The organism is Nitrospirota bacterium, assembly GCA_016178585.1.
Taxonomy (GTDB): Bacteria; Nitrospirota; Nitrospiria; order JACQBW01; family JACQBW01; genus JACOTA01.
Genome location: JACOTA010000013.1, coordinates 16,592 through 36,604 on the forward strand (window position 1 = coordinate 16,592; position 20,013 = coordinate 36,604).

At 45.0% G+C, this 20,013-nt stretch carries 24 protein-coding genes and 1 tRNA gene; 10 read left to right on the forward strand and 15 right to left on the reverse strand.

Features of this window, described 5'->3' with window-relative positions; genetic code table 11:
• Positions 1-83: 83 nt before the first annotated feature.
• The 5 genes from HYR79_01945 to HYR79_01965 are packed head-to-tail and all read right to left on the reverse strand — an operon-like array spanning position 84 to position 3,433.
• Positions 84-347: a hypothetical protein gene (locus HYR79_01945; GenBank protein MBI1820448.1), complete on the reverse strand. Its 264-nt coding sequence runs from the start codon at positions 345-347 to the stop codon at positions 84-86.
• A 50-nt stretch (positions 348-397) separates the two neighbouring features.
• The gene (locus tag HYR79_01950) at positions 398-610 is read right to left on the reverse strand and encodes a pyruvate ferredoxin oxidoreductase (protein ID MBI1820449.1); all 213 of its coding nucleotides are present in this window, start codon (positions 608-610) and stop codon (positions 398-400) included.
• A 27-nt stretch (positions 611-637) separates the two neighbouring features.
• Complete coding sequence (locus tag HYR79_01955) at positions 638-1,318, reverse strand: 2-oxoacid:acceptor oxidoreductase family protein (GenBank protein ID MBI1820450.1); 681 nt, start codon at positions 1,316-1,318, stop codon at positions 638-640.
• A 2-nt stretch (positions 1,319-1,320) separates the two neighbouring features.
• A complete protein-coding gene (locus HYR79_01960) occupies positions 1,321-2,235 on the reverse strand; it encodes a ferredoxin oxidoreductase (GenBank protein MBI1820451.1) in 915 nt (304 codons plus the stop codon).
• Positions 2,228-3,433 (reverse strand): ferredoxin oxidoreductase, encoded by a 1,206-nt coding sequence (locus tag HYR79_01965; protein ID MBI1820452.1) that lies wholly within the window; start codon positions 3,431-3,433, stop codon positions 2,228-2,230. The genes HYR79_01960 and HYR79_01965 overlap by 8 nt, the downstream gene beginning before the upstream one ends.
• A 395-nt stretch (positions 3,434-3,828) precedes the next feature.
• On the opposite strand from HYR79_01965, the gene HYR79_01970 reads away from it, so the two are divergent.
• The gene (locus HYR79_01970; protein ID MBI1820453.1) at positions 3,829-5,238 is read left to right on the forward strand and encodes a Do family serine endopeptidase; all 1,410 of its coding nucleotides are present in this window, start codon (positions 3,829-3,831) and stop codon (positions 5,236-5,238) included.
• Positions 5,239-5,293: 55 nt separating this feature from the next.
• Positions 5,294-6,487, forward strand: a complete 1,194-nt coding sequence (gene serB / locus HYR79_01975) for a phosphoserine phosphatase SerB (protein ID MBI1820454.1) — start codon at positions 5,294-5,296, stop codon at positions 6,485-6,487.
• A gap of 44 nt (positions 6,488-6,531) precedes the next feature.
• Here the strand turns inward: serB and HYR79_01980 are convergent, their stop codons facing one another.
• The 5 genes from HYR79_01980 to HYR79_02000 all read right to left on the reverse strand — a co-directional run bounded on the left by HYR79_01980 (position 6,532) and on the right by HYR79_02000 (position 11,119).
• Positions 6,532-6,741: a cytoplasmic protein gene (locus HYR79_01980; protein ID MBI1820455.1), complete on the reverse strand. Its 210-nt coding sequence runs from the start codon at positions 6,739-6,741 to the stop codon at positions 6,532-6,534.
• Positions 6,738-7,118, reverse strand: coding sequence for a VOC family protein (locus HYR79_01985; GenBank protein ID MBI1820456.1), 381 nt, complete (start codon positions 7,116-7,118; stop codon positions 6,738-6,740). The genes HYR79_01980 and HYR79_01985 overlap by 4 nt, the downstream gene beginning before the upstream one ends.
• Before the next feature lie 121 nt (positions 7,119-7,239).
• Entirely contained in the window at positions 7,240-8,190 is a 951-nt protein-coding gene (locus tag HYR79_01990; protein MBI1820457.1) for a histone deacetylase, read from the reverse strand.
• Positions 8,191-8,248: 58 nt separating this feature from the next.
• On the reverse strand, positions 8,249-8,995 hold the full coding sequence (locus HYR79_01995; GenBank protein ID MBI1820458.1) for a hypothetical protein: 747 nt from the start codon (positions 8,993-8,995) through the stop codon (positions 8,249-8,251).
• A gap of 213 nt (positions 8,996-9,208) precedes the next feature.
• Entirely contained in the window at positions 9,209-11,119 is a 1,911-nt protein-coding gene (locus tag HYR79_02000) for an ABC-F family ATP-binding cassette domain-containing protein (protein ID MBI1820459.1), read from the reverse strand.
• 351 nt (positions 11,120-11,470) lie between these two features.
• Here HYR79_02000 and HYR79_02005 point away from each other — a divergent pair, with 351 nt between their 5' ends.
• Complete coding sequence (locus tag HYR79_02005) at positions 11,471-11,812, forward strand: PilZ domain-containing protein (GenBank protein ID MBI1820460.1); 342 nt, start codon at positions 11,471-11,473, stop codon at positions 11,810-11,812.
• Positions 11,813-11,864: 52 nt separating this feature from the next.
• Positions 11,865-12,932 (forward strand): chorismate synthase, encoded by a 1,068-nt coding sequence (gene aroC, locus HYR79_02010; GenBank protein ID MBI1820461.1) that lies wholly within the window; start codon positions 11,865-11,867, stop codon positions 12,930-12,932.
• Between the two features lie 26 nt (positions 12,933-12,958).
• Here the strand turns inward: aroC and HYR79_02015 are convergent, their stop codons facing one another.
• Complete coding sequence (locus HYR79_02015) at positions 12,959-14,083, reverse strand: HRDC domain-containing protein (protein ID MBI1820462.1); 1,125 nt, start codon at positions 14,081-14,083, stop codon at positions 12,959-12,961.
• A 177-nt stretch (positions 14,084-14,260) separates the two neighbouring features.
• On the opposite strand from HYR79_02015, the gene HYR79_02020 reads away from it, so the two are divergent.
• The 4 genes from HYR79_02020 to HYR79_02035 all read left to right on the forward strand — a co-directional run bounded on the left by HYR79_02020 (position 14,261) and on the right by HYR79_02035 (position 16,183).
• Positions 14,261-14,860 (forward strand): carbon monoxide dehydrogenase, encoded by a 600-nt coding sequence (locus HYR79_02020; GenBank protein MBI1820463.1) that lies wholly within the window; start codon positions 14,261-14,263, stop codon positions 14,858-14,860.
• Between the two features lie 132 nt (positions 14,861-14,992).
• Entirely contained in the window at positions 14,993-15,397 is a 405-nt protein-coding gene (locus tag HYR79_02025) for an ORF6N domain-containing protein (protein MBI1820464.1), read from the forward strand.
• A 70-nt stretch (positions 15,398-15,467) separates the two neighbouring features.
• Positions 15,468-15,737, forward strand: a complete 270-nt coding sequence (locus HYR79_02030) for a hypothetical protein (protein MBI1820465.1) — start codon at positions 15,468-15,470, stop codon at positions 15,735-15,737.
• 26 nt (positions 15,738-15,763) lie between these two features.
• Complete coding sequence (locus HYR79_02035; GenBank protein MBI1820466.1) at positions 15,764-16,183, forward strand: tyrosine-type recombinase/integrase; 420 nt, start codon at positions 15,764-15,766, stop codon at positions 16,181-16,183.
• 59 nt (positions 16,184-16,242) lie between these two features.
• Here HYR79_02035 and HYR79_02040 read toward each other — a convergent pair.
• Together HYR79_02040 and HYR79_02045 are read right to left on the reverse strand one after the other, a co-directional pair.
• Positions 16,243-16,316: transfer RNA gene (locus HYR79_02040), tRNA-Arg, on the reverse strand.
• A 233-nt stretch (positions 16,317-16,549) separates the two neighbouring features.
• Positions 16,550-17,734 carry an MFS transporter gene (locus HYR79_02045; protein MBI1820467.1) on the reverse strand — a complete coding sequence of 395 codons (1,185 nt, stop codon included), beginning with the start codon at positions 17,732-17,734 and terminating at the stop codon, positions 16,550-16,552.
• Between the two features lie 259 nt (positions 17,735-17,993).
• On the opposite strand from HYR79_02045, the gene HYR79_02050 reads away from it, so the two are divergent.
• Together HYR79_02050 and HYR79_02055 are read left to right on the forward strand one after the other, a co-directional pair.
• Positions 17,994-18,866: a radical SAM protein gene (locus tag HYR79_02050; protein ID MBI1820468.1), complete on the forward strand. Its 873-nt coding sequence runs from the start codon at positions 17,994-17,996 to the stop codon at positions 18,864-18,866.
• Between the two features lie 45 nt (positions 18,867-18,911).
• On the forward strand, positions 18,912-19,346 hold the full coding sequence (locus HYR79_02055) for a DUF1841 family protein (GenBank protein MBI1820469.1): 435 nt from the start codon (positions 18,912-18,914) through the stop codon (positions 19,344-19,346).
• A gap of 133 nt (positions 19,347-19,479) precedes the next feature.
• On the opposite strand, the gene HYR79_02060 is transcribed toward HYR79_02055, so the two are convergent.
• Both HYR79_02060 and HYR79_02065 read right to left on the reverse strand, forming a co-directional pair.
• Positions 19,480-19,674 (reverse strand): zinc ribbon domain-containing protein, encoded by a 195-nt coding sequence (locus HYR79_02060; protein MBI1820470.1) that lies wholly within the window; start codon positions 19,672-19,674, stop codon positions 19,480-19,482.
• A 74-nt stretch (positions 19,675-19,748) separates the two neighbouring features.
• Complete coding sequence (locus tag HYR79_02065; GenBank protein MBI1820471.1) at positions 19,749-20,012, reverse strand: pyruvate ferredoxin oxidoreductase; 264 nt, start codon at positions 20,010-20,012, stop codon at positions 19,749-19,751.
• Between the last annotated feature and the right edge of the window lies 1 nt (position 20,013).

The following is a 20,013-nucleotide window of genomic DNA, read 5'->3' on the forward strand; positions in this document are numbered from 1 at the left end:
GGCCATGGGGAAGCACCTTACTACTTGCCTGACCGGAAAATCGTCAAACTCTTCAGCCAAGCATTCAGATGCGAATGATAGATTCAGGTTTCGGTATAAAAATTCTCGGTTTGCTTTTCAGCGGAAGGATTGCTGATTTTTTGCACATAGTGCCTGGCCCAGCTCAAAAAAATAGAAGCGCTGTCTTTCATAGACTCAGACCCCTCAATCATCGGCCCTAGCTGTTCATCGCTGAATCCTTTTACGCGGAGCTCGTCGACTTTATGGTCATAAACTGATGTGAAATCCTGCAACGCTTTCAGCACGTTGGTTAATGACTTTTCGATTTCAGGATCCATTTCAATCATATATTTTACTCCGCATGTGGCCATTCCCTTAAGGAATCCCTTTTATAAGGTTATCGCATGACCATGGTAATCGCCATGTGTTTTGCATTATCACAAACGACCACGCAGAGCTCACACCCTTTGCATCGATTTTCGACAACATAGGCTTTCTTTTTGTTAGGGTCGAGTTTAATCGTATCGGCTTCCGGGCAATAAAGAATACAGAGCCGGCACCCCTTGTTGGCAATACATTTATCGTCATCAACCTGTGCAACAGCGTACATTCAGAAATTCTCCTTTTTCTTCGAAAATTAAACCAACATGGCTGATTGAGACTCCGCCCAGGCGGAACTTATTTCATACCCTTTCACAATTGTTTCGAGGTTTTTCTGGAGAAGCTGTTCTTTTTTAGCGAATTTTTTCTTAATGGCTTCGTCCAACGTCGCAGTTCCGCCCGAAGCGACGTATTTTTTTCCAAACCGGTCGGCAAGCGCCTTTTCCATCGATTCCATCTTGACGATTTTTGTGGCTCCCACCAGGGCGCCTAACATGGCCATATTGGTGGCCAGTTCGGTTCCTGCGATATCCACGGCGATCTGCGTCGCGTCTATGTATAAAAGCTTTGCTTCCAACTCTCCAAGCCGGGCGGTATCTTCCTCACTGAGCAAAGGGTGATCGGTATTAATAATGACCAGCCCGCCCCGTTTCAGGCCAGAATAAAACGGCATGGTGTAACATTTTCCCTGAGTGTAGACCTGAGGGTGGTATATCATAATAATGTCGGGATAGACAATTTCGCCTCTGTCATAAATTTTTTGGTCAGCAATTCTGACATAGCTTTCCGCCGGGGCCATCCGTTTTTCAGCTCCAAAAAAGGGATTTGAAATCGCATTCCTTCCCTCTTTGTAAACGGCTGTGGCTAAAACATGCGCGGAAGTGACCGCCCCCTGTCCTCCTAACCCTGAAATTCGAACATTGATTCTTTTTCTCATCTTTATTTCACTCCTGCCGGTACGGCCGTTCCAATTTTTGCGGCGGCAGCCGCTAATTTTTTCTTGGCATCCAGTTCGGCCAAAAACGCTTTGGCTTCGTCAGTAATAAATTCTCTAAATGCGAAACGGTCAGCGGGCCCTTCAGAATCTCTCATCTCCTGAAGACCTTCCATGCTCTGCTTTCCGATTTCAAGAATGCAGGGGGTGTAAATCTGCACGTAAGTCGGACCGATGGTTCTCGCGATTAAAATCGCGTTTTTTAGAACCCTTTCGACCAGATTCGGCTTGCTGACGGTTAAAATGGCGACATAGGCACAGCCCGATTCCCGCGCAATTTCCGGCATACGGACTTTGTTGAATTTTTTCCCCTGAGGCGCCATTTTCATGACAAACCCTTTCTGGGTCAACCCGCTTTCCTGCCCGCCGGTATTTGCATAAAGTTCATTGTCAAAACAGATGGTTGTGAATTTCTCCTGGCGGAACCACGATTGAAGGGTCATGTCCAAACCGATATCGACCGTCGCACCATCGCCCGCGAGAACAACCACATCTTTTTCTTTTTCAGGAAATCTGACTTTAAGCGCCCTTTTTAAACCTGAGGCAACCGCGTTTTGATTTCCGAAGAGAGAATGAATATTATGAACCGCGACATGGGGAAATACGAGACTGGTACACCCTGTCGACCCGACCATTACGGTATCTTCAGGATTCGGGAGCGAGGCCAAAACATACCGAAAGGCAATTGACTCCGGGCAGCCCGCACAGAGGGAATGTTCCTCAATCAGTTCTTTTGCACTGCCGATATCTTTCCATCCGCGGTTTTCTTTTCCATAGGTTGCGTCGGCAACAAGCTCTCTATATTCAACCGGCATAATATCTTCTAAATCTTTCGAAATCTTGATTTTATCTTTACCCATGGACAAGCTCCTTTTTCCTAAGATGGATTTGCTTTTTAATCTCTTCAACGATCACTTCAGGGGGCAGGGTCATTCCACCGGCAACGTGAGGGCCGGCAATCACGCGATCGTTCCGGTCAATCACCGATTTAATTTCTCTCGCCATCCAGCCGGCCACGTTAAACTCGGGCACAAAAATGAGTTTGGCATTCTTTGTCGCCCGACGGATTTCCTCGGTGGGGAACGGACGAATGGTTTTAATTTTAACCAGTCCGACTTTAATTCCCTCTTCGTTCAATAAACGAATCGCTTCCCGTCCTTGAGCAACCGCCGTTCCTGAAGAAACAATCAGAATGTCGGCATCGGTGTTTTCTTCTTCAATCAAGCTTCCTCCCAGGTAACGGAGCGAATATTTTCTCGACCGTTCAATGGCAGCCTTAATTTCCTGCTGCCAGCTTGCGTGGGTCGCGTAGCTGATATAATTGCTCTTCATCACGAAGGGGTCTCTCATCATCCGGACAGGCGGAGTCTCCATATCCATACAGGGAACGGGAGAACGATAAGGGTCATAATGGGGAATACAGATGTCGGCGCCGGTTAAGGAAACCATCTCTTTGGTATGGCTGACAAAGAAACCATCGATACAAACCGCAATGGGAAGATGAACATCCGGCTGTTCAGCCACAATAAATCCTTTCAGGAGCATATCAAACAATTCCTGGGCGGTCTCAGCGTGCCAGATGAGCATTCCGGTGTCTAATAAAAATGCCATCTCCAGAGTATCCGGCTGAATATTCAAAGGTGAGTTGACACCGCGAACCATCACGTTAATCATAATGGGAAGCCTTGACCCTGCCCACATCGGAAAGTTTTCAAACGCTCTTAACGTGCCGGGGCCTGACGTCGTGGTAAAAACCCTTGCGCCTCCAAAAGCGGCGCCGGCGCATTCACCCATCACGGCAAATTCGTTTTCACCTCTGAAATAATCCCCGACATACCCTTCTGTCCATAACTCCCCGATTAAAGCTGAAGCTTCACTCTGAGGGGTAATAGGATAAGCCACGGAGATGTCAACACTGGCTCTCCTGATCGCCTCTTTTACCACTTCGCTCCCCGTTAAGAAAAATTCCTGCCTGGGAGCTTCGAAAAACATATATTCTGGTTGAACAAACTTTTGTCCCTTCTTATTTAACGTTCCAATCAGATTATTCCCACCCATTTTACTTTTCCTCCCTCATTAGCGGAATTTTTATGTAAAACTAAAATTAACAGATCTATTTGAATCTACTGGTGTTTTTCGTATTTTTTTCTTAAAAAACATTAAAATTAAAACGGATAAAACCTTCCTTTTTCATTATTTTTTATAAAAGCCTTTTTCAAAAGTATAAAACCCCGGGGCATGATAAGTCAAGATAATAATTTTTAATCCTACTCATTATTGAGGAAGAATTCATCAATAATGAGTATTTACTCAAAACCCGTTTTAACGGCAAGGTAATCTTAAAAGATAAAACGGATTGGAGTCAACTGGAATCAGCGGGGCCCTTTCATTTTTCTTTAAAAGCCCCTGTTAATATGCTATAAATTTAAAATCACATTAATGGAGGTTTTTAAATGACTTTAAATAATACAAGGATTTCGGTAAAAAAATGGAAGTCCAGTTTGGTCTTATTTTCCGCTCTATTTTGTTTGATTTCCGGCTTTCCTCTTTTAGCAAAGACCGCCGGTCTGGAGGATGCCATTAAATTTCTGGACCAAACCCAAAATGTTTTTATTGATATCGCGGCAAAAGCTAAACCGGCGGTGGTGAATATTTCTCCGGCTCAGGCGCTCTCCCATGCCGGAAGACAGGATGAGGCGCCGGCGGAAAGGAGAAGACCGGAAGTCCCCCAGGGATCGGGTTCCGGAGTCATTATTGATAAAAAAGGACTCATTATCACCAACCAGCATGTCGTGGGAGACGCGAAAGAGGTTGAAGTCCGTCTGTCGGATAAACGAAAATTTACCGGAAAGGTTATTGGAAGAGACAGCGATACCGATGTGGCTGTGGTGAAAATTGAGGCGTCTGATTTACCGACCCTTGCCGTCGGCGATTCGTCGAAAGTTAAAGTCGGGCAATGGGCAATTGCGGTGGGAAATCCTTTCGGGCTTGAAGGAACCGTGACGCTGGGGGTTATCAGCGCCACAGGCCGGGAGAGCGTTAATTTGTCCCGCTATGAGGATTTTATTCAAACCGACGCCTCGATCAACCCGGGCAACAGCGGGGGACCTCTTTTAAACTTAAAGGGTGAAATCATCGGCATCAACACGGCGATCATTAATTTTGCTCAGGGAATAGGATTTGCCATACCCTCGAACATGGTTCAGGAAATTGTCACCCAACTGGTTTCGACAGGGAAAGTGACCCGCGGATGGCTCGGAATCGGCATTCAGGAAGTCAGCACGGATTTAGCCGAAAAGTTCCACATTAAGGAAGGGGAAGGCATCCTGGTCAGCGAAGTTTTTGAAGGAGACCCCGCCGCCCGCGCAGGAATTCAGCCCGGTGATATTATTACAAAAATAAACGGTCATGACATCACCTCCACCAGCACCCTCTCCCGGCTCATTGCAAGCCTGCCACCGGGTAAAAAAACAGATATGGTCATTTTGCGCGATGGAAAACCTAAAACGATCTCGATCACGCTGGGTGAAAGAAAAGACGAACAGAAGGTTGCCAGCGCTCAAAAAGAAACCGGCAATCTTCTCGGAATTACCGTGACTGAAATCAATCCTGATCTGAAGGAGAAATATAAATTAAAAATTGAAAAAGGAGTTTTAATTTCAAAACTCGATTCTGAAGGGCGTTATGATACAGATGCGTTGAAAGAAGGCGACGTCATTAAGAAAATGAGGGATGATAAAATAGAAACCATCAACGACTTTAACGAGGCGGTTAAAAAGATCAAGGAAAACGAATCCGTCCTGATCTATGTTAATAGAGAAAACCGGTCGTTCTTCATCGTCTTAAAACCGAAGGAAAAGTGAAAAAATAACAAAAACACCTGAATATTTTCGATAACCCGTTCGAAGGAGTCTAATTATTAATCAGCAACGGAATATCCTCATCTCTGTTTCCGGACAAGACAAACCCGGCATCACCGCCGGGTTAACCGGTCTCATTTCAACCCTGGGCGCCAACCTGATCGATATCGAACAGGTCGTCACCCGTTCCCTTCTTTCCCTTTCCATGATCGTCAGCCTTGATTCAGAAAAAAATCACCAGGACCTGATCAAAGAGCTCCTCTTCAAAGCTCATGAACTCGGCGTTCACCTGACTTTCCATGTGCTGGAGGAAACGGAACTCAAGAAACATGCAGATAAACAGAACTTCGTCATCACCTGTCTGGGTGAAGAGGTCAACGCTAAAGTCATCGCTAAATTAAGCGGACTTCTCTTTGAAGAAGGAATCAATATAGAAAAGATCGGAAAACTGACTCAGGATAAACTCAATTGCATAGAAATGACGATCAACACTGAGAAAAACATCAACCCCAGGGAAATGACGAAAAAGCTTCTCCATTTAAATGCCGAATTTGGCGTCGATATCGCCGTTCAAAAAGAGTCGTTGTTCCGCCGGGCAAAACGGTTAATCGTCATGGATATGGATTCCACGCTTGTTCAAATGGAAGGAATCGACGAATTGGCCAAAGAGGCCGGTGTTGGACCAAAGGTTTCGCAAATTACCGAAAGAGCCATGAACGGTGAGTTAAATTTTCAAGAGGCGTTAAGGGAACGGGTACGTTTATTAAAAGGCCTCCCCGAGGAAACTCTTCAAAAGGTATACGCCAGAATACCCTTTACCAAAGGGGCCAAAGAGCTGGTCCGGATTTTAAAAAAAATGGGGTATAAAACCGCGGTTTTAAGCGGAGGATTCAATTATTTTACCGATCGTCTGAAAAAAGAGCTGGGATTGGATTACGCCTACTCCAACCAGCTGGAAATCATCAATGGAAAACTGACCGGGGAAGTTTTAGGCGAAATTGTCGACGGGTTAAAAAAATCGGACCTGATGGAGGAGATCGCGGCTAAAGAGGGAATTTCGCTCGACCAGGTTATTGCGATCGGTGATGGGGCGAATGATTTAATGATGATTGGCAAAGCCGGTTTGGGAATTGCGTTTAACGCAAAACCAAAAGTCAGGGAAGCCGCGCAATACAGTATTACCCAGAAAAATCTTGACGCCATCCTCTATTTACTGGGAATCAGTGATAAGGACGTCGCCCAGTTAAGCTGAGCTGTTTCATTGTTACATTGTTTAAGGGTTGAATTGAGAAAAATTTAAATAATGATTTTAACCGGTTTTGTGGTCTTCTCCGTCCGTTCCCCTATCGAGGTTCCACAATAAACACACCGATACTCAAAAAGCTGCCCATCGGGAAGAACCAACAATAACCTTTCTCTAATCTGAACAGCCCTCGCGCATTTGGGACAATACAAAAGCGAGGCTTGAAGCTGGTCAAAACTTTTGGCCGGCGGGGTTTTTTTCATCTTTTTCTTTCAACTAATTCAATTTCATAACGGTCGGGCGCGTCTATAAAAGCAAAACAACCGCCGCCTGAAGATTCTGTCGGCCCGTCGGTCAGAGAAATTCCTTTTTCAGCCAGGTATGCGGCGAACTTCTTCAAGTCCTTAACTTCGAAAGCCAGATGGACCAGGTCTTCCTGGACCTCGACTTTTCCGCTTTTGGGATAGTGACACAGTTCAATCTCCGCTTCACTTCCCGGAACCTTAAGAAAAACCAATTCAGAACCCCGCGGAGACTTATGGCGGCTGACTAACGTTAAGCCGAGGATATCGCAAAAAAAATGAACATGCTCGTCCATATTATTAACCCTTAACCGTGTATGCAATAATTTTGTAATCAATCTATTTTATTCAGGGGCCTGTGCCACAAAGCTTGCTCGCGAGCGTTCCCGCAGCGAAGCTATGTTTTCATGCCCCCGAACCCCGCGTTCCGCAACGGCAAAGCCGGTTGCTTCAGCACTCTTACTCCATTAATACGGAAATATGTTTTTCAACCGACTCAGCCAATGCCTCAAGATGATATCCCCCTTCAAGAACCGAAACCAGCCTCCCGTCGCAGAATTGTTCAGCCATCTGCCTGACGATAGAGGTTAATCTGCCAAACCCATCGGTTGAAACCGCCATTCCCGCAAGGGGATCATCCTTGTGAGCATCAAACCCTGCGGAAATAAAAATAAACTGAGGTTTAAAAATTTCAAGCCGGGGAAAAAGGATATTTTCAAACGGGTCAAAATATTCCCGATCTCCCGAACCCTGATCAAGGGGACAGTTCAGGGTATACCCTTCCCCGGGGCCTTTACCGGTTTCTCCCGAACGGCCTGTTCCGGGATAAAACGGGAATTGATGGACACTAAAATAGAAAACAGCGGGGTCTTCATAAAAAATCTCCTGAGTTCCGTTCCCGTGGTGGACATCCCAGTCAATAATCGCAACCCGTTCCAGCTTATATTTTTGTTGTACATAACGGGCGCCAACAGCTACATTGTTGATCAGGCAAAACCCCATGGCCTGGTTAATTTTTGCATGATGCCCTGGAGGCCGAACGGCACAAAAGGCATTTTTAATTTTTCCCGTCATCATCTCATCAATAGCCTGGCAAACCCCTCCGGCCGCAAGAAGCGCTGTCTTAAAAGAAACAGAAGAAACCGGCGTATCAGGATCGAGATAAGAAAGGCCGTCCTGGGATGCAAAAGATGCCAGCCGCTCAATATACTCTCGTTGGTGAACCTTTAAAACAAACTCACGGTCAGCAAAACGAGGCTTAATCTGAAATAATTGATCGATCAGACCTTTTTGGTGAATTCTCCTGTCGATAAAATCCAGGCGGGAAGGTGTTTCAGGATGGCCGGTTCCCGTGAGATGTTCCCGGTAACGGACGTCTGTTAAAAATCCGGTTTTAGGTTTGTTTTCCATAAAGATTACCGGCAATCCTTAAATTTCAGGTGGTCTCCCTAAACCTGAACGATTATCATTACAGCAGCGAGATCAGCTCATAATACTGCTTTTGGGGCCTCTGGCTTAATTTTTCAGCCAATCGTCTTGCCTCTTCAAATAAACCAGCGCGCTCATAACAGGCCATCGCCTCTTTGTACTTTTCAGTCATCTCAAAAAGGCGTCCCGCCTGTCCGAATTGATTTCCTCTTTGATATATCTCAATCGATCGGTTAATCATTCCCAATTTTTCCGCCAACTGGCAGGCTTCGTCAATCATCCCTTCTTTTTCAAGGTCATCAATTTGACGTTTAAACAATTGAGCCGATTTTTCTTTTTGCCCGGCCTCTTCGGCTAACCGGGCGGCGTCGTCATACCACCCCGCTTTTTCATAAAGTTCGATCGCCCGGTTGACCTGGGTCATCCCCTCGGCGATTTCTGCCGATTTTTGAAGTTTCCCGGCCTTTTCATAATGTAAAATCGCTTCTTCATTTAATCCAAGGTAATAAGCGATTCTCCCCGCCTCCTCGGCTCTGTCTTCTTTTACCAGTTGTTCATAAAACCGACGGTACAGGGCAATAGACCGCTGGGGGTCGCCTAACTGTTTCGCAAGTTTTCCCGCCTCTTCAAGTTTCCCATCCTGCTCATAGGACAAAATAAGTAACGGTCCTGCCTTTGGAATTGAAGCCTTCAGCGCTTTTTTTAAAAACTCGATCTTCCCTTCTTTGGTTGCCAGGGCGTTTAAAATTTCCTGAAACTGCTGTTCAATCTGGTCTTTGACCGTCATTTATTCTTTCCAAAACGAATCATTTTTCAATAAACGCATCCATCCGATCATACTGGATTCTGTGACACCCGGTCAATCACCTTTTATCCACCCAAGACCAGCGATAGACTTCGCACCCACTTATTAATCATGTCATTGCGAGCACCGAAGGGTGCGTGGCAATCTTATCGTAAAGTCTTGAGATTGCTTCACTTTGTTCGCAATGACAGCTTTCTAACTCTGTTCTTGTTCTTCTATGACTTGAAAAAATTTTTCTTTCTCCCGATAAAGTTCGGGATCGGCCAGCATCGCGGTTAATTCCTCAATCCGTTTGTTCTTCTGGTCCAAAACCTTTTCCAGCTCTGCCATCTGGTTTTTTTTGGAATGGTTTTTTTGAAACCGATTATTTCTTAATTCGGCTTCCAGCCGTTTCTCTTCTTTGGTTTTTCGGGAAGACCGGTTCGCGTTGTCGCCGGTTTTAAGCATCGCCCCCGGTTCTCTTATTCCGGGCGAAGCCTCGCCCACGCCATTTTGACCGGCGGCCTGAAGTTCTTTTTTGTGGAGGTAATAATCATAATCTCCAACAAAGACCTCCACCTTTCCATTAGAAACTTCTATGATTTTGTTCGCGACGGCCCGGATCAGGTGCCGATCATGGGTAATAAGGCAATAAGTTCCTGAATATTCTTTTAAGGATTCTTCAAGGACATTCATCGATTGAATGTCAAGATGATTGGTTGGCTCATCCAAAAGCAAAAAGTTAGCAGGTTTCACCAGCATTTTGGCTAAAGCCAAACGGCTTTTTTCACCACCGCTTAAAACGGAAACTTTTTTGAAAACATCATCGCCAGTAAATAAAAACGATCCTAAAATCCCCCGCAAAAATGACACCGGTTCCATCGGGGCCACCGTGAGTATTTCTTCCAAAATTTGGTTTTTTGGGTTTAAAAGTTCCAGCTGATGCTGGGCATAATAAGCGGTCTGGACATGGTGGCCTAACACCCGCTCTCCTTTTTGAAACGGCGTCGCCCCGGCCAAAAGCTTTAAAAGCGTCGATTTTCCCGCGCCGTTTGGACCCACAAATGCCACTTTGTCTCCTCGTTGAAGCGTTAAATTAAGACAGGGATAAATAACATTTTGGTCATACCGCTTTTCAATGTCTTTTAATTCAATGACCACTTCTCCCGACCGAATCGGTTGAGGAAATTTAAATCTCACCTTCTTTCGTTCAGAGGCAAGCTCGATCTTGTCCATTTTTTCAAGCATTTTAACCCGGCTTTGAACCTGGCTTGCCTTACTTGCCTTTGCGCGAAACCGCTCTATAAATTTTTCAGTATCCTCTATCTTTTTTTGCTGGTTTTGATAGGCCGAAAGAAGGATCTCCTTGGCCAGCGCCTTTGCCTTTTCATACTGGTCGTAATTTCCGGTATATTCGGTGAGTTTTTTTTGATCGGCCTCAACGACTTTTGTCACAAGATTGTTCATGAAATTCCGGTCATGGGAGATTAACACGATCGAACCCTCATATTTCCTTAGGAAACCTTCAAGCCAGAGGACCGATTCCAGATCCAAATGGTTGGTCGGTTCGTCCAAAAGAAGCAGATCAGGGCCCGAAAGCAAAAGTTTAGCCAGGGCCAGCCGCATCAGCCACCCTCCGCTGAATTCCTCGGTCTTTCGATTTAAATCTCGTTCTTTAAAACTTAAACCAAATAAAATCTTCTTCGCTTCCGTCTCTAAATTGTAGCCCCCCATATTTTCAAACCTGGTTTGAAGCTCGCCATAATATTGAATTAATTTTTCAAGCTCGTCAGGGTTCGTTGTTTCTGAAATTTCTGTTTCTAAAACTTTAAGGTGGTGCTCCAAATTTTGTGCATCGCTCGAAACCGTTAACAACTCTTCCAGGACGGTTTTTCCCTTGAAATAAGTGATGTCCTGGGGAAGATATCCAATGACCGCTTTTTTGTTTCTAACGATGGTCCCGGAGTCAGGCGGTATCATCTCGGCAATCATCAGCATTAAGGTAGACTTGCCTGCTCCGTTAGGACCAATTAAAGCAATTTTATCCTGCGGCCCTATCCGGAAAGAAATATCGGCAAAAAGGGTTCTACTACCAAAACTTTTACAAATATTATTAAGTGAAATCAATTACGTACTCCATTTTTTTCCGCTGTTTATCAGATATCCCGTCCTTTTAAAAATCACCTTTTCTGCGAAAAGGCAGGCAAATTATCTTTTTCGTTAACAGGGTCCTTCTTAAACATCATGATTTTAATAAATGGTATTCTTTTTTGTTAAGCGACGGTTTATGACATGTATCAAGCCCAAGAACAGAGTTAGAAAGCTGTCATTGCGAACAAAGTGAAGCAATCTCAAGACTTTACGATAAGATTGCCACGCACCCTTCGGTGCTCGCAATGACATGATTAATAAGTGGGTGCGAAGTCTATCGCTGGTCTTGGCAACAACCAACCCACAGAAAGAAATTAGGATTCCTTGATGGAAAGCAAACCGATTTCAACAGAGACAGACCTGCGCTGGGGAACCCGAATCCCCTTCAACCAGGAAGTGCTCGTCAACTATAAAACGTTTGGATTGATAAAGGATATCAGCATTTCCGGATGTTTTATCGAAATCAAAAAAATTTTTGGTTTGGGCCAGGATGTCGTTCTTCGTTTTAATCTTATTTCCTCGCGGAAAACTTTCATACAAACCAAAGCCAGGGTGGTCAGTATCCGACCGGGTCAGGGAATTGGTGTTAAATTTTCTTTCGATGGCGAGGAATTTCCCAAAATCATTCAACAATTTATCGACCAAATTCTTAACGACAAAAAAACATAACCCCCTTTAATCAACTCTTTTCATCCAACCGCAAATATGCTATTTTCTGGTTATGGCTGGAAATAGTTTTGGAACACACTTTAAGATAACCACCTTCGGGGAGAGTCATGGCGCAGGTTTGGGCGTGATCCTGGACGGATGTCCCGCGGGAATCGGCGTCGATCCTGCTGATATTCAAAAGGAATTAGATCGCCGCAAACCTGGCCAAAGCCTCATGACGACACAAAGACAGGAATCGGATAAGGTCCAAATCCTCAGCGGGGTTTTTGAGGGGAAAACAACCGGCACCCCGATTGCCATGGTCATTTACAATGAAGACCAGAAATCCAAAGATTACACCGCCATAAAGGACCTTTTTCGTCCGGGACATGCGGATTTCACCTACCAGAAAAAATATGGAATAAGAGATTACCGGGGTGGCGGTCGGTCTTCGGCGAGAGAAACCGTTGCCAGGGTTGCCTCAGGCGCAATCGCAAAAATAATGCTTGCCTCCGCCGGAATTAAAATTATCGGTTACCTCAAGCAGTTAGGGCCGGTAAAAATCAATAAAATTGAATACGATCAAATTAACCGGAACCCATTTTTTTGTCCGGATGCTGAAACAGCCAAAGAAATGGCCCGCTATCTCGAAAAGATCAAAGCCGAAAAAGACTCGATTGGAGCGTTAGTTGAGGTCATCGCAACGGGAGTCTCCCCTGGGTTGGGAGAACCGGTTTTTGATAAGCTCGACGCTGATCTGGCCAAAGCCATGATGTCGATTAACGCGGTTAAAGGAGTTGAAATTGGGGATGGATTCCGAGTGGTCGAGCTTAAAGGGAGTGAAAATTGCGACCCGATCACGCCCAAGGGATTTAAAACCAATCATGCCGGCGGGATCCTCGGAGGAATTTCCAATGGCGATACGGTGATTGTCCGCCTGGCGTTAAAACCCACCTCTTCGATCGCCCGGGAGCAGGATACCATTGACCTGAATAACAGCCCTGCTAAAATCTCCACCAGGGGCCGCCATGACCCGTGCGTGGGAATCCGGGCGGTACCCATTGCCGAGGCCATGATGGCCTTAACGCTTGCCGACCATTGGTTAAGAGCCAAGCTCTCCCGAATCGATCAACTCCTTTAAAGGAATTCTTCATTCCCAGGTAATCCTTAAATACTATCAATTTTTTGGCCGTAACGTTTTATCTGCCATTGGCGCAAAAGACCCGACTCGGATAGTCGTTCAGGACTATGGATATCCCGGGAGGTAATTGATCTCAAAACATCCGTCGAAATAATCATGGCCGGCTCCACACCCTCTTCGACCGCCTGCGCATCCCGCCATTTCTTTAACTCGGTAAATCGCTTTTCCTGGGCAGGGGTCGGAGGCGCTCCTCCTTTTTTAACTTTTAAAGGAAGGGGTTCATGGCTTTTTTCTCCGAGCGAAAGGGTTTTGAGCCAAAAAACGGGGTTTCGAAAAACGGAAGCGGTTTGTCTGGGAAAAAGAACCTTAAGCTCTTCAAGGGAATGCGGAGGTTGTTTGGCTAAAAGAAATAAATCCTCATTCGAAATAACCTTAAAGGGGGGACGGTCTAAATCTTTAGCCTGTTGTTCCCGTGCGATAACCAGTTCCCTTAAAATTTTTTGAGAACCCTCGGGTAAATTTTTTGCTCCCTTAATTTTAAAATATTTTTCAGACGAAAATTCCTTCTCTTCCCAAACCCTCTCCTGTAACAGAAAACATTCCTCCTGGATTTGGTCTTGCCTCCCCTTTTTTTCCACTTCCGCAACAAGCCGTTCGTATAACCCCGCAAGAAACGAAGTATCTTTATAGGCGTATTCGAGCTGGTCCGTTGAAATGGGGCGTTTTGACCAGTTGGCTTTCTGATGGGTTTTCACAAGTGCGATATTAAAATAAAGGGAGACCAGGTTTTGAAGAGAAAAGGCCTTAATTCCAACCGCACGGGCCGCCAGGACCGTGTCAAAAATCGTTAATATCGTGAAACCAAAGTCGCGTTTAAGCGAAATCAAATCATACTCGGCCCCATGAAAAATTTTGACGATCTTTTCGTTCTTGAACAACGACGAAAGCGGTTCTATCGTATCGAGGAGAAGCGGATCAAAGATAAAATTTTCTTCTCCGCCGGAGATTTGAACAAGGCAAACTTTGTCCTGATAATGATAAAGAGAATCTCCTTCGATATCGACCCCGATCACAGGGTGGGAAGAAAGACGCAAAATCGCTTCATCCCGCTCTTCGGGAAGCGTAATATAACGGTAAGGCAAGGCTGTCATTTTTTCATTTTATCACGAAATATCAATCACATGTGCAAAAAATAAGATTGTCTATTTTTTTAAAATGAGGGGTTTACCTCAACACTTTTTCCATGCTATTATCCTCTTAAGATTATTTTAAATCCGCCGATTAAATTTTAAAGGTTTAATTTTCATTTAATTCAGTAAGGAGAAAAAATGCCGACACAAGCACAATACAAGGTTGTCCATGGTCCGGAGGGGATTCTTCCTCCCGCCGCCGCGTACATGGGAGTTCTTCTCCCTGAAGAAGGAGAAGGATTGCTCGAAGGAGCGATTGTTAGCGAAGATAAGGCAATGGAAGCCGCCGCTATCGCCATGTTAACCCGGAAAAATCCAACGCTTTTTCCCGGTCCGCTGGTTGTCTGGGGATGGACTTCTCATACCAATGAAAAAGCAAAGGTGGTTTTAGAAATCGCTCATGAAATTCCAGGGGTCCGGATTATCCCGATGCCCGATTATCGCCCCATTTATCCAAAGATCGATCCTGAAGCGGTGATTAATCCCTGCCATCCGAACCTGACCATCTGGCATAATAAGATTCAAGCCTGTGTTTTCATCGGCGTTCATTGCCATTATGCCAATGTGACCCTTAAGATCATTCGCGGCGGAACCAATTGTTACACCATCGCTCTCTGTGCGGAAGCAGGGCATGAAGACGCGATGTCCTCCGTCCCCAATTGCGATATAGACAAATTAGTTAAATTCCGTGATACCTTAAGGCGGGTTAAAAAGAATGGTGTAAAACCTTTTATATGAAGGAAAAGGGATTATCCCCTCCTCTGCCTATCAAAAAGCGCGATTGACGGGTGAAGATTATAACCCTGCAGTTGAAGACCATGCGCCTGGGTTCGCCCATGATCTTGAAAAAGGGTTGGACGAAAACGAAGAATAAATATAAATAAGAAGATAAAAAAAGGGGAGGCCAAAAGCCTCCCTTTTTTATTGTGCGCCCGGCAGGGCGCACAATTTAAAAACTTGAAATCACAGATTGTGACTTCAAGTTGGGGTGGACTGCGCCGGGCCGCCCCCTACGCCTTCACTGAGCAAGGCGTGGCTATGCTTTCAAGTGTATTGCACAGCGAGCGCGCGATTCAGGTGAATATCGCCATCATGCGGACTTTTGTCCGCCTTAAAGAAATGATAACCACCCACAAAGACCTGGCCCGCAAGCTCGATGCGCTTGAGAAGAAATATGACCAACAGTTTGCGGTAGTTTTCGAGGCTATCCGGCAATTAATGACACCTTCAAAGAGCAAATTAACTCCTATCGGGTTTCGGACGAAGAAAAAATGAAACTCTTTTTCTCGCTGAATGTCAGGGAAGGAAAATCGGTTTATTTCGGTTTAAATCCGAGAGAAAAAACATGAAAATCAATAAGCGCATTGTATCCTTTTTGCTTTTTATCGCTATTCTTTGTTCGGTTCCGGCTTGGGCTGGACAGGGATGGTATCTGATGTACCCACCTTTAAAATCACAAGACCCTGATAGCTATTTATTTTATCAATTTGATTCTGAAGCCCCTCTAACAAAGTGGGAACATGTTGAGTCATTTGAGCGTGTTGAAGATTGTAAGCGTTATAAAGGTTCCGATATGGATATGGTAAACCATGAAATTGATTGCTTCATGGCATAGGAAACGCAGGGCAAGGATGGTATTTGATGGAGCCACCGATAGGGTCTGGCACAACTCCGGAGGGAGGTACTATTTACTTCAGATTGAATAGTTGGATGACTTCCCCCTGGGTGTTCCCCGGAGTAAAACCCTCAATGCGGAGGGATGCTCAGAATTTCTACAATCGGGTTTTCATTCCGGCTCTGGAGGGGGACGAAGCCAAGAAGGAGGCCAAAATTGAGGGAGTCGTGTGGCACTCACTCAGGCATACATTCGCTAGCCGGTTAGTCATGGCAGGGGTGGATTTAAGGACGGTCCAGGAGTTAATGGGACACAAGACGATAGAAATGACCCTGAGATATTCCCATTTAAGTCAAAGCCATCTAAACGAGGCAGTTTTAAGACTGGACCAAAAGAAGGTTCAGGAGCCGAAACCGGAGCAAACTCCAGTTCCAACCGCCACCTAAACCGCCACCTGGTAAAAGAGGGAGATATTAAAAACACTCTAACCTATTGAAAAATAAAGTGCGCCTGGAGGGAATTGAACCCCCGACCTACAGATTCGGAATCTGCCACTCTATCCAACTGAGCTACAGGCGCATTCAAGAAAAGTCATTTTAACAAAACTAATCCAGAAACTCTAATACCTTCAAAAACAATAAATCAAAACCTTATCGACATTGCGGAACCATGTCGAGAGCAAGCTTGGTGACTCGCACCAACTGAGCTACAGGCGCATTATAGAAAAGTCTATTTTAACAGAACGAATCGAAAAACTCTAATGCCCTTAAAAACAATAAATAAAAACCTTTTTAAAAAGTATTATAAAGGATTTATTTGGGTTGGACAACCGCTTTGCTTCTCTGGCTTTTGATTAAAAAGACGATGGCCATGATAAAGGCCAGACCCATAGTCAGCCCCGCGAAAATATAGGGGGTGTCGATTCCGTATCGGTCATAAACAAATCCGCCAGACATTGGACCCAATATTCGGGCCAGACTTCCCATCGCTTGCGAAACGCCCATTGTCGCTCCCACAAAATGAGGATCCGTATGTTGTGAAATCAAGCTCGTAATTGAAGGATTGTTGATTCCCAGACCAAATGAAAGAACAACCAGTACAACAAGAAGATAATAAAGGTTGGGCGCGAAAGGGATCAAGATAAGCCCTAAAATCATCATAAAAGTTCCGGCGACCACCAACCTTTTCTCGCCAAATTTTTTAACCAGATGACCGATTAGCCCCCCTTGCATAATCGCCATTAAAATTCCAATGAAGCCAAAAACATATCCCGTTTCGACCGAGCTGAAATGATATTTTTGTTCCGCGAAAAGGGCAAAAGTAGCTTCCAGGGTCGAAAAGGAAAAGGTGATGATAAACATTAAGAAAACAAGAATGCCTAAAAGAGGAAATGAAAAAGTCTTTTTAATACTCTCGAGACTAAGACTCCTTTTCTCTCCAATCATTTCGGGTTTAAGGGTTTCCGGCAGGCTAAAAAGAGCAAAAAAGAAGTTGATGCCGCAAATAGCCGATGCTAAAAACGCCGGAATTCGGTAACCAAAGTGACTGAAATACCCTCCAAACAGCGGTCCTAGAACAAATCCCAGACCAAATGCCGCTCCGATAAGACCCATCCCTTTCGCCCGGTTTGCCGCCGTCGTCGAATCGGAAATATAAGCCTGGCTGGTCGATATATTGGCCGCAAAAATTCCCGCAAAAAACCTCGATATAAATAAAACCGCGAGAGAATCGGCAAGACCAAAAATAAGATAGGAAATGGAGGATCCAACCAGGCTCATTAGAATAATCGGTCTTCTCCCTTTCAGATCTGAAATGCGCCCCCAGATGGGCGAAAAAATTAACTGCATGAAAGAATAGGAAGACATTAAAAGGCCTACCGTTAGCCCGGTCGCGCCATATTTTTCGGCATAAAAGGGTAATACGGGGATGACAATCCCGAATCCGAGGAGATCAATAAAAACAGTAACGAAAATAATAACGAGTGGAGATTTTTTCAAGCGCCCGATTCCTTCCCTAACCATTTTTTTATTGAGGTGAGCGATACATCCACAAACGGTTAAATATAAGGTAATTCATGGGTAGAGTAAAGAAAATTGTGGAAACACCTTGATCTGATTTTGCGCCTGCCTTATGATGTAAGTGAAGCATCTGGCTCTGCCAGTGACGGACTTGGGAATGGTCGTAGTGAGACCGAGCGTAACGCGGGGTTCGGGGGCATTGAGAGTGAAGTGCTCGAAGGCCTCCTGAATATAATAAGTGAAGCAAAATCCTAACCTTTCTAAAGCCTTTTCCGACCATCGTCGCAGTTACGATCGTAACCGGCATGTTTATCCGGTTATTTCAAGGCGGTCAAAAGGGCTGTCGATAGGGATTAATCTTAACCCCGACAAGGTCTGTAACTTCGATTGTGTTTACTGCCAGGTTGACCGACGGGCTCCAGGTCATCCACCCCTGGTCGAAATTCCTCTCATCCTCCATGAGCTTAAGGAAATCCTTGAATCGGTCATGTCGGGTCAATTTTACCTGGACCCCCGGTTTAAGGATATTCCGCGTGATCAGCTTATTTTAAGGGATATTGCTTTTTCCGGAGACGGAGAACCTTCCACCTTTCCGCTATTTTTAGAGTTAACCCAGGGAGTGATTTCGCTGAAAAATGAATTAGGTCTTTTCGAACTCAAGGTCGTCGTGATTACCAATGCTTCAGGTCTGGGCCGTCTGGAGGTTCAAAAAGCCCTTGACTTATTGGATAATCATCACGGGGAAATTTGGGCCAAACTTGACGCAGGGACGGAGGCTTACTTTCATAAAATTTGCCGGACACCGTTAGGTTTTCAAAAAATCTTGAATAATATTCAGTTTGCCGCCCAAAAAAGACCTATTGTGATTCAATCCTGTTTTATGAAAATCGATGGGAAAGGACCATCAGAAGATGAATTAGAGGCTTACGCAGAACAATTCCGGCGAATTTTGGAGAACCATGGCAAGTTAAAGCTGATCCAGATCTACACCGTTGCGCGAGTTCCTGCCGAACCCTATGTCACCCCCCTGGAGGACCATGAGCTTGATGAAATTGTCGAACGAATAAGATTAAAAATAAATGTGCCGTTGGAAGCTTTTTACCACGCTTAATAACTGGAAAACCCCGTCCATGGTTTAGAAATTGAGGAGTATTCAATGAGCGCCTTTGACAAAGAAAACCAACACAAATTTATCAGAATTGCAAAACAGTTAAAGAACGGTATTCCTCCGGACGAAGGCGAAGAAGGGATGATTGCCGATATCCTCTCTCAACATCCGGAATTTGAACAAGTTTGGGAACTTGGAGAAATGTCCGCGACACCGCAGGAGATCAATGGCCAAATCGTTAATCCTTTTGTTCATACCGCCCTCCACCTGGCCATGGAAAAGCAAATTGAAAAGAATGACCCCATGGAGGTCGTCGAAGCCATTAATAACCTGTTAAAAGGGGGAAAGGAAAGGCATGAAATCATTCATCAGATCGGAGGGGTTTACGCAAACATTTATTTTGCGACCTTTAGAAGGGGTCAGATGTTTGAAGAGATCAGTTATATCGAAATCGTCAGAGAAATGACCCGCGGCGAACAATAGAACGTCCTGAACGTGGAGATGAGGTCAGTTGCAAGGCCGCAGCTTTGAGGGCGACGCAGGCGTACTTTGTCGGTACGTCGAGGAGACCGAAAGGCGAGAACGCAGCAAATGGCCTCGTATCAGCGTTCAGGGGTTATTCAGATTGACCGGGCCGTAGGGGCTCATGGCACCGGTCACAAAACTCATATTTTGCCGGGTTTTCATAGTGACATTCCGGGCAAAATAAATGTTTTTCCCATTGATAAGATGGAAACTCGGCCAAACACTTTTCACAAAAACTCGATTGATTCAGATTCGGAGTGTCGCATTTTGGACAATGAAGAATCATACCGGTTAAAACCCTGTTTAAATAAAAAATCCCGCATCTCGCGGGATTTTTTTAAAATCTCGGTTTATTTTTTATTACCGCGGGATGAATCCCTCTTTTGACATTTCAAAAGGACTGGCAACCTGGTCCACGGGAACCATTTTGATGGCATGGTGTTTGGCCAGAGTATCACAAATTCCTACGCAAATTTCACACCCCTTGCAACGGTCAACTGCGACATAGGCCGTTTTACGGGCGCTATCATATAAAATTGTATTGGCTTCCGGACAATATTGCGTGCAAAGGCGGCAACTTGTTTCTGAACAAATGGATACATTGATATCAGCTACAACGTACATG

Coding starts and splice junctions, on each gene's coding strand:
- HYR79_01945 (MBI1820448.1), bottom strand. CDS start 347: ATGATTGAAATGGATCCTGAAATCGAAAAGTCATTAACCAACGTGCTG.
- HYR79_01950 (MBI1820449.1), bottom strand. CDS start 610: ATGTACGCTGTTGCACAGGTTGATGACGATAAATGTATTGCCAACAAG.
- HYR79_01955 (MBI1820450.1), bottom strand. CDS start 1,318: ATGAGAAAAAGAATCAATGTTCGAATTTCAGGGTTAGGAGGACAGGGG.
- HYR79_01960 (MBI1820451.1), bottom strand. CDS start 2,235: ATGGGTAAAGATAAAATCAAGATTTCGAAAGATTTAGAAGATATTATG.
- HYR79_01965 (MBI1820452.1), bottom strand. CDS start 3,433: ATGGGTGGGAATAATCTGATTGGAACGTTAAATAAGAAGGGACAAAAG.
- HYR79_01970 (MBI1820453.1), top strand. CDS start 3,829: ATGACTTTAAATAATACAAGGATTTCGGTAAAAAAATGGAAGTCCAGT.
- HYR79_01980 (MBI1820455.1), bottom strand. CDS start 6,741: ATGAAAAAAACCCCGCCGGCCAAAAGTTTTGACCAGCTTCAAGCCTCG.
- HYR79_01990 (MBI1820457.1), bottom strand. CDS start 8,190: ATGGAAAACAAACCTAAAACCGGATTTTTAACAGACGTCCGTTACCGG.
- HYR79_01995 (MBI1820458.1), bottom strand. CDS start 8,995: ATGACGGTCAAAGACCAGATTGAACAGCAGTTTCAGGAAATTTTAAAC.
- HYR79_02005 (MBI1820460.1), top strand. CDS start 11,471: ATGGAAAGCAAACCGATTTCAACAGAGACAGACCTGCGCTGGGGAACC.
- aroC (MBI1820461.1), top strand. CDS start 11,865: ATGGCTGGAAATAGTTTTGGAACACACTTTAAGATAACCACCTTCGGG.
- HYR79_02015 (MBI1820462.1), bottom strand. CDS start 14,083: ATGACAGCCTTGCCTTACCGTTATATTACGCTTCCCGAAGAGCGGGAT.
- HYR79_02020 (MBI1820463.1), top strand. CDS start 14,261: ATGCCGACACAAGCACAATACAAGGTTGTCCATGGTCCGGAGGGGATT.
- HYR79_02030 (MBI1820465.1), top strand. CDS start 15,468: ATGAAAATCAATAAGCGCATTGTATCCTTTTTGCTTTTTATCGCTATT.
- HYR79_02035 (MBI1820466.1), top strand. CDS start 15,764: ATGGAGCCACCGATAGGGTCTGGCACAACTCCGGAGGGAGGTACTATT.
- HYR79_02055 (MBI1820469.1), top strand. CDS start 18,912: ATGAGCGCCTTTGACAAAGAAAACCAACACAAATTTATCAGAATTGCA.
- HYR79_02060 (MBI1820470.1), bottom strand. CDS start 19,674: ATGATTCTTCATTGTCCAAAATGCGACACTCCGAATCTGAATCAATCG.
- HYR79_02065 (MBI1820471.1), bottom strand. CDS start 20,012: ATGTACGTTGTAGCTGATATCAATGTATCCATTTGTTCAGAAACAAGT.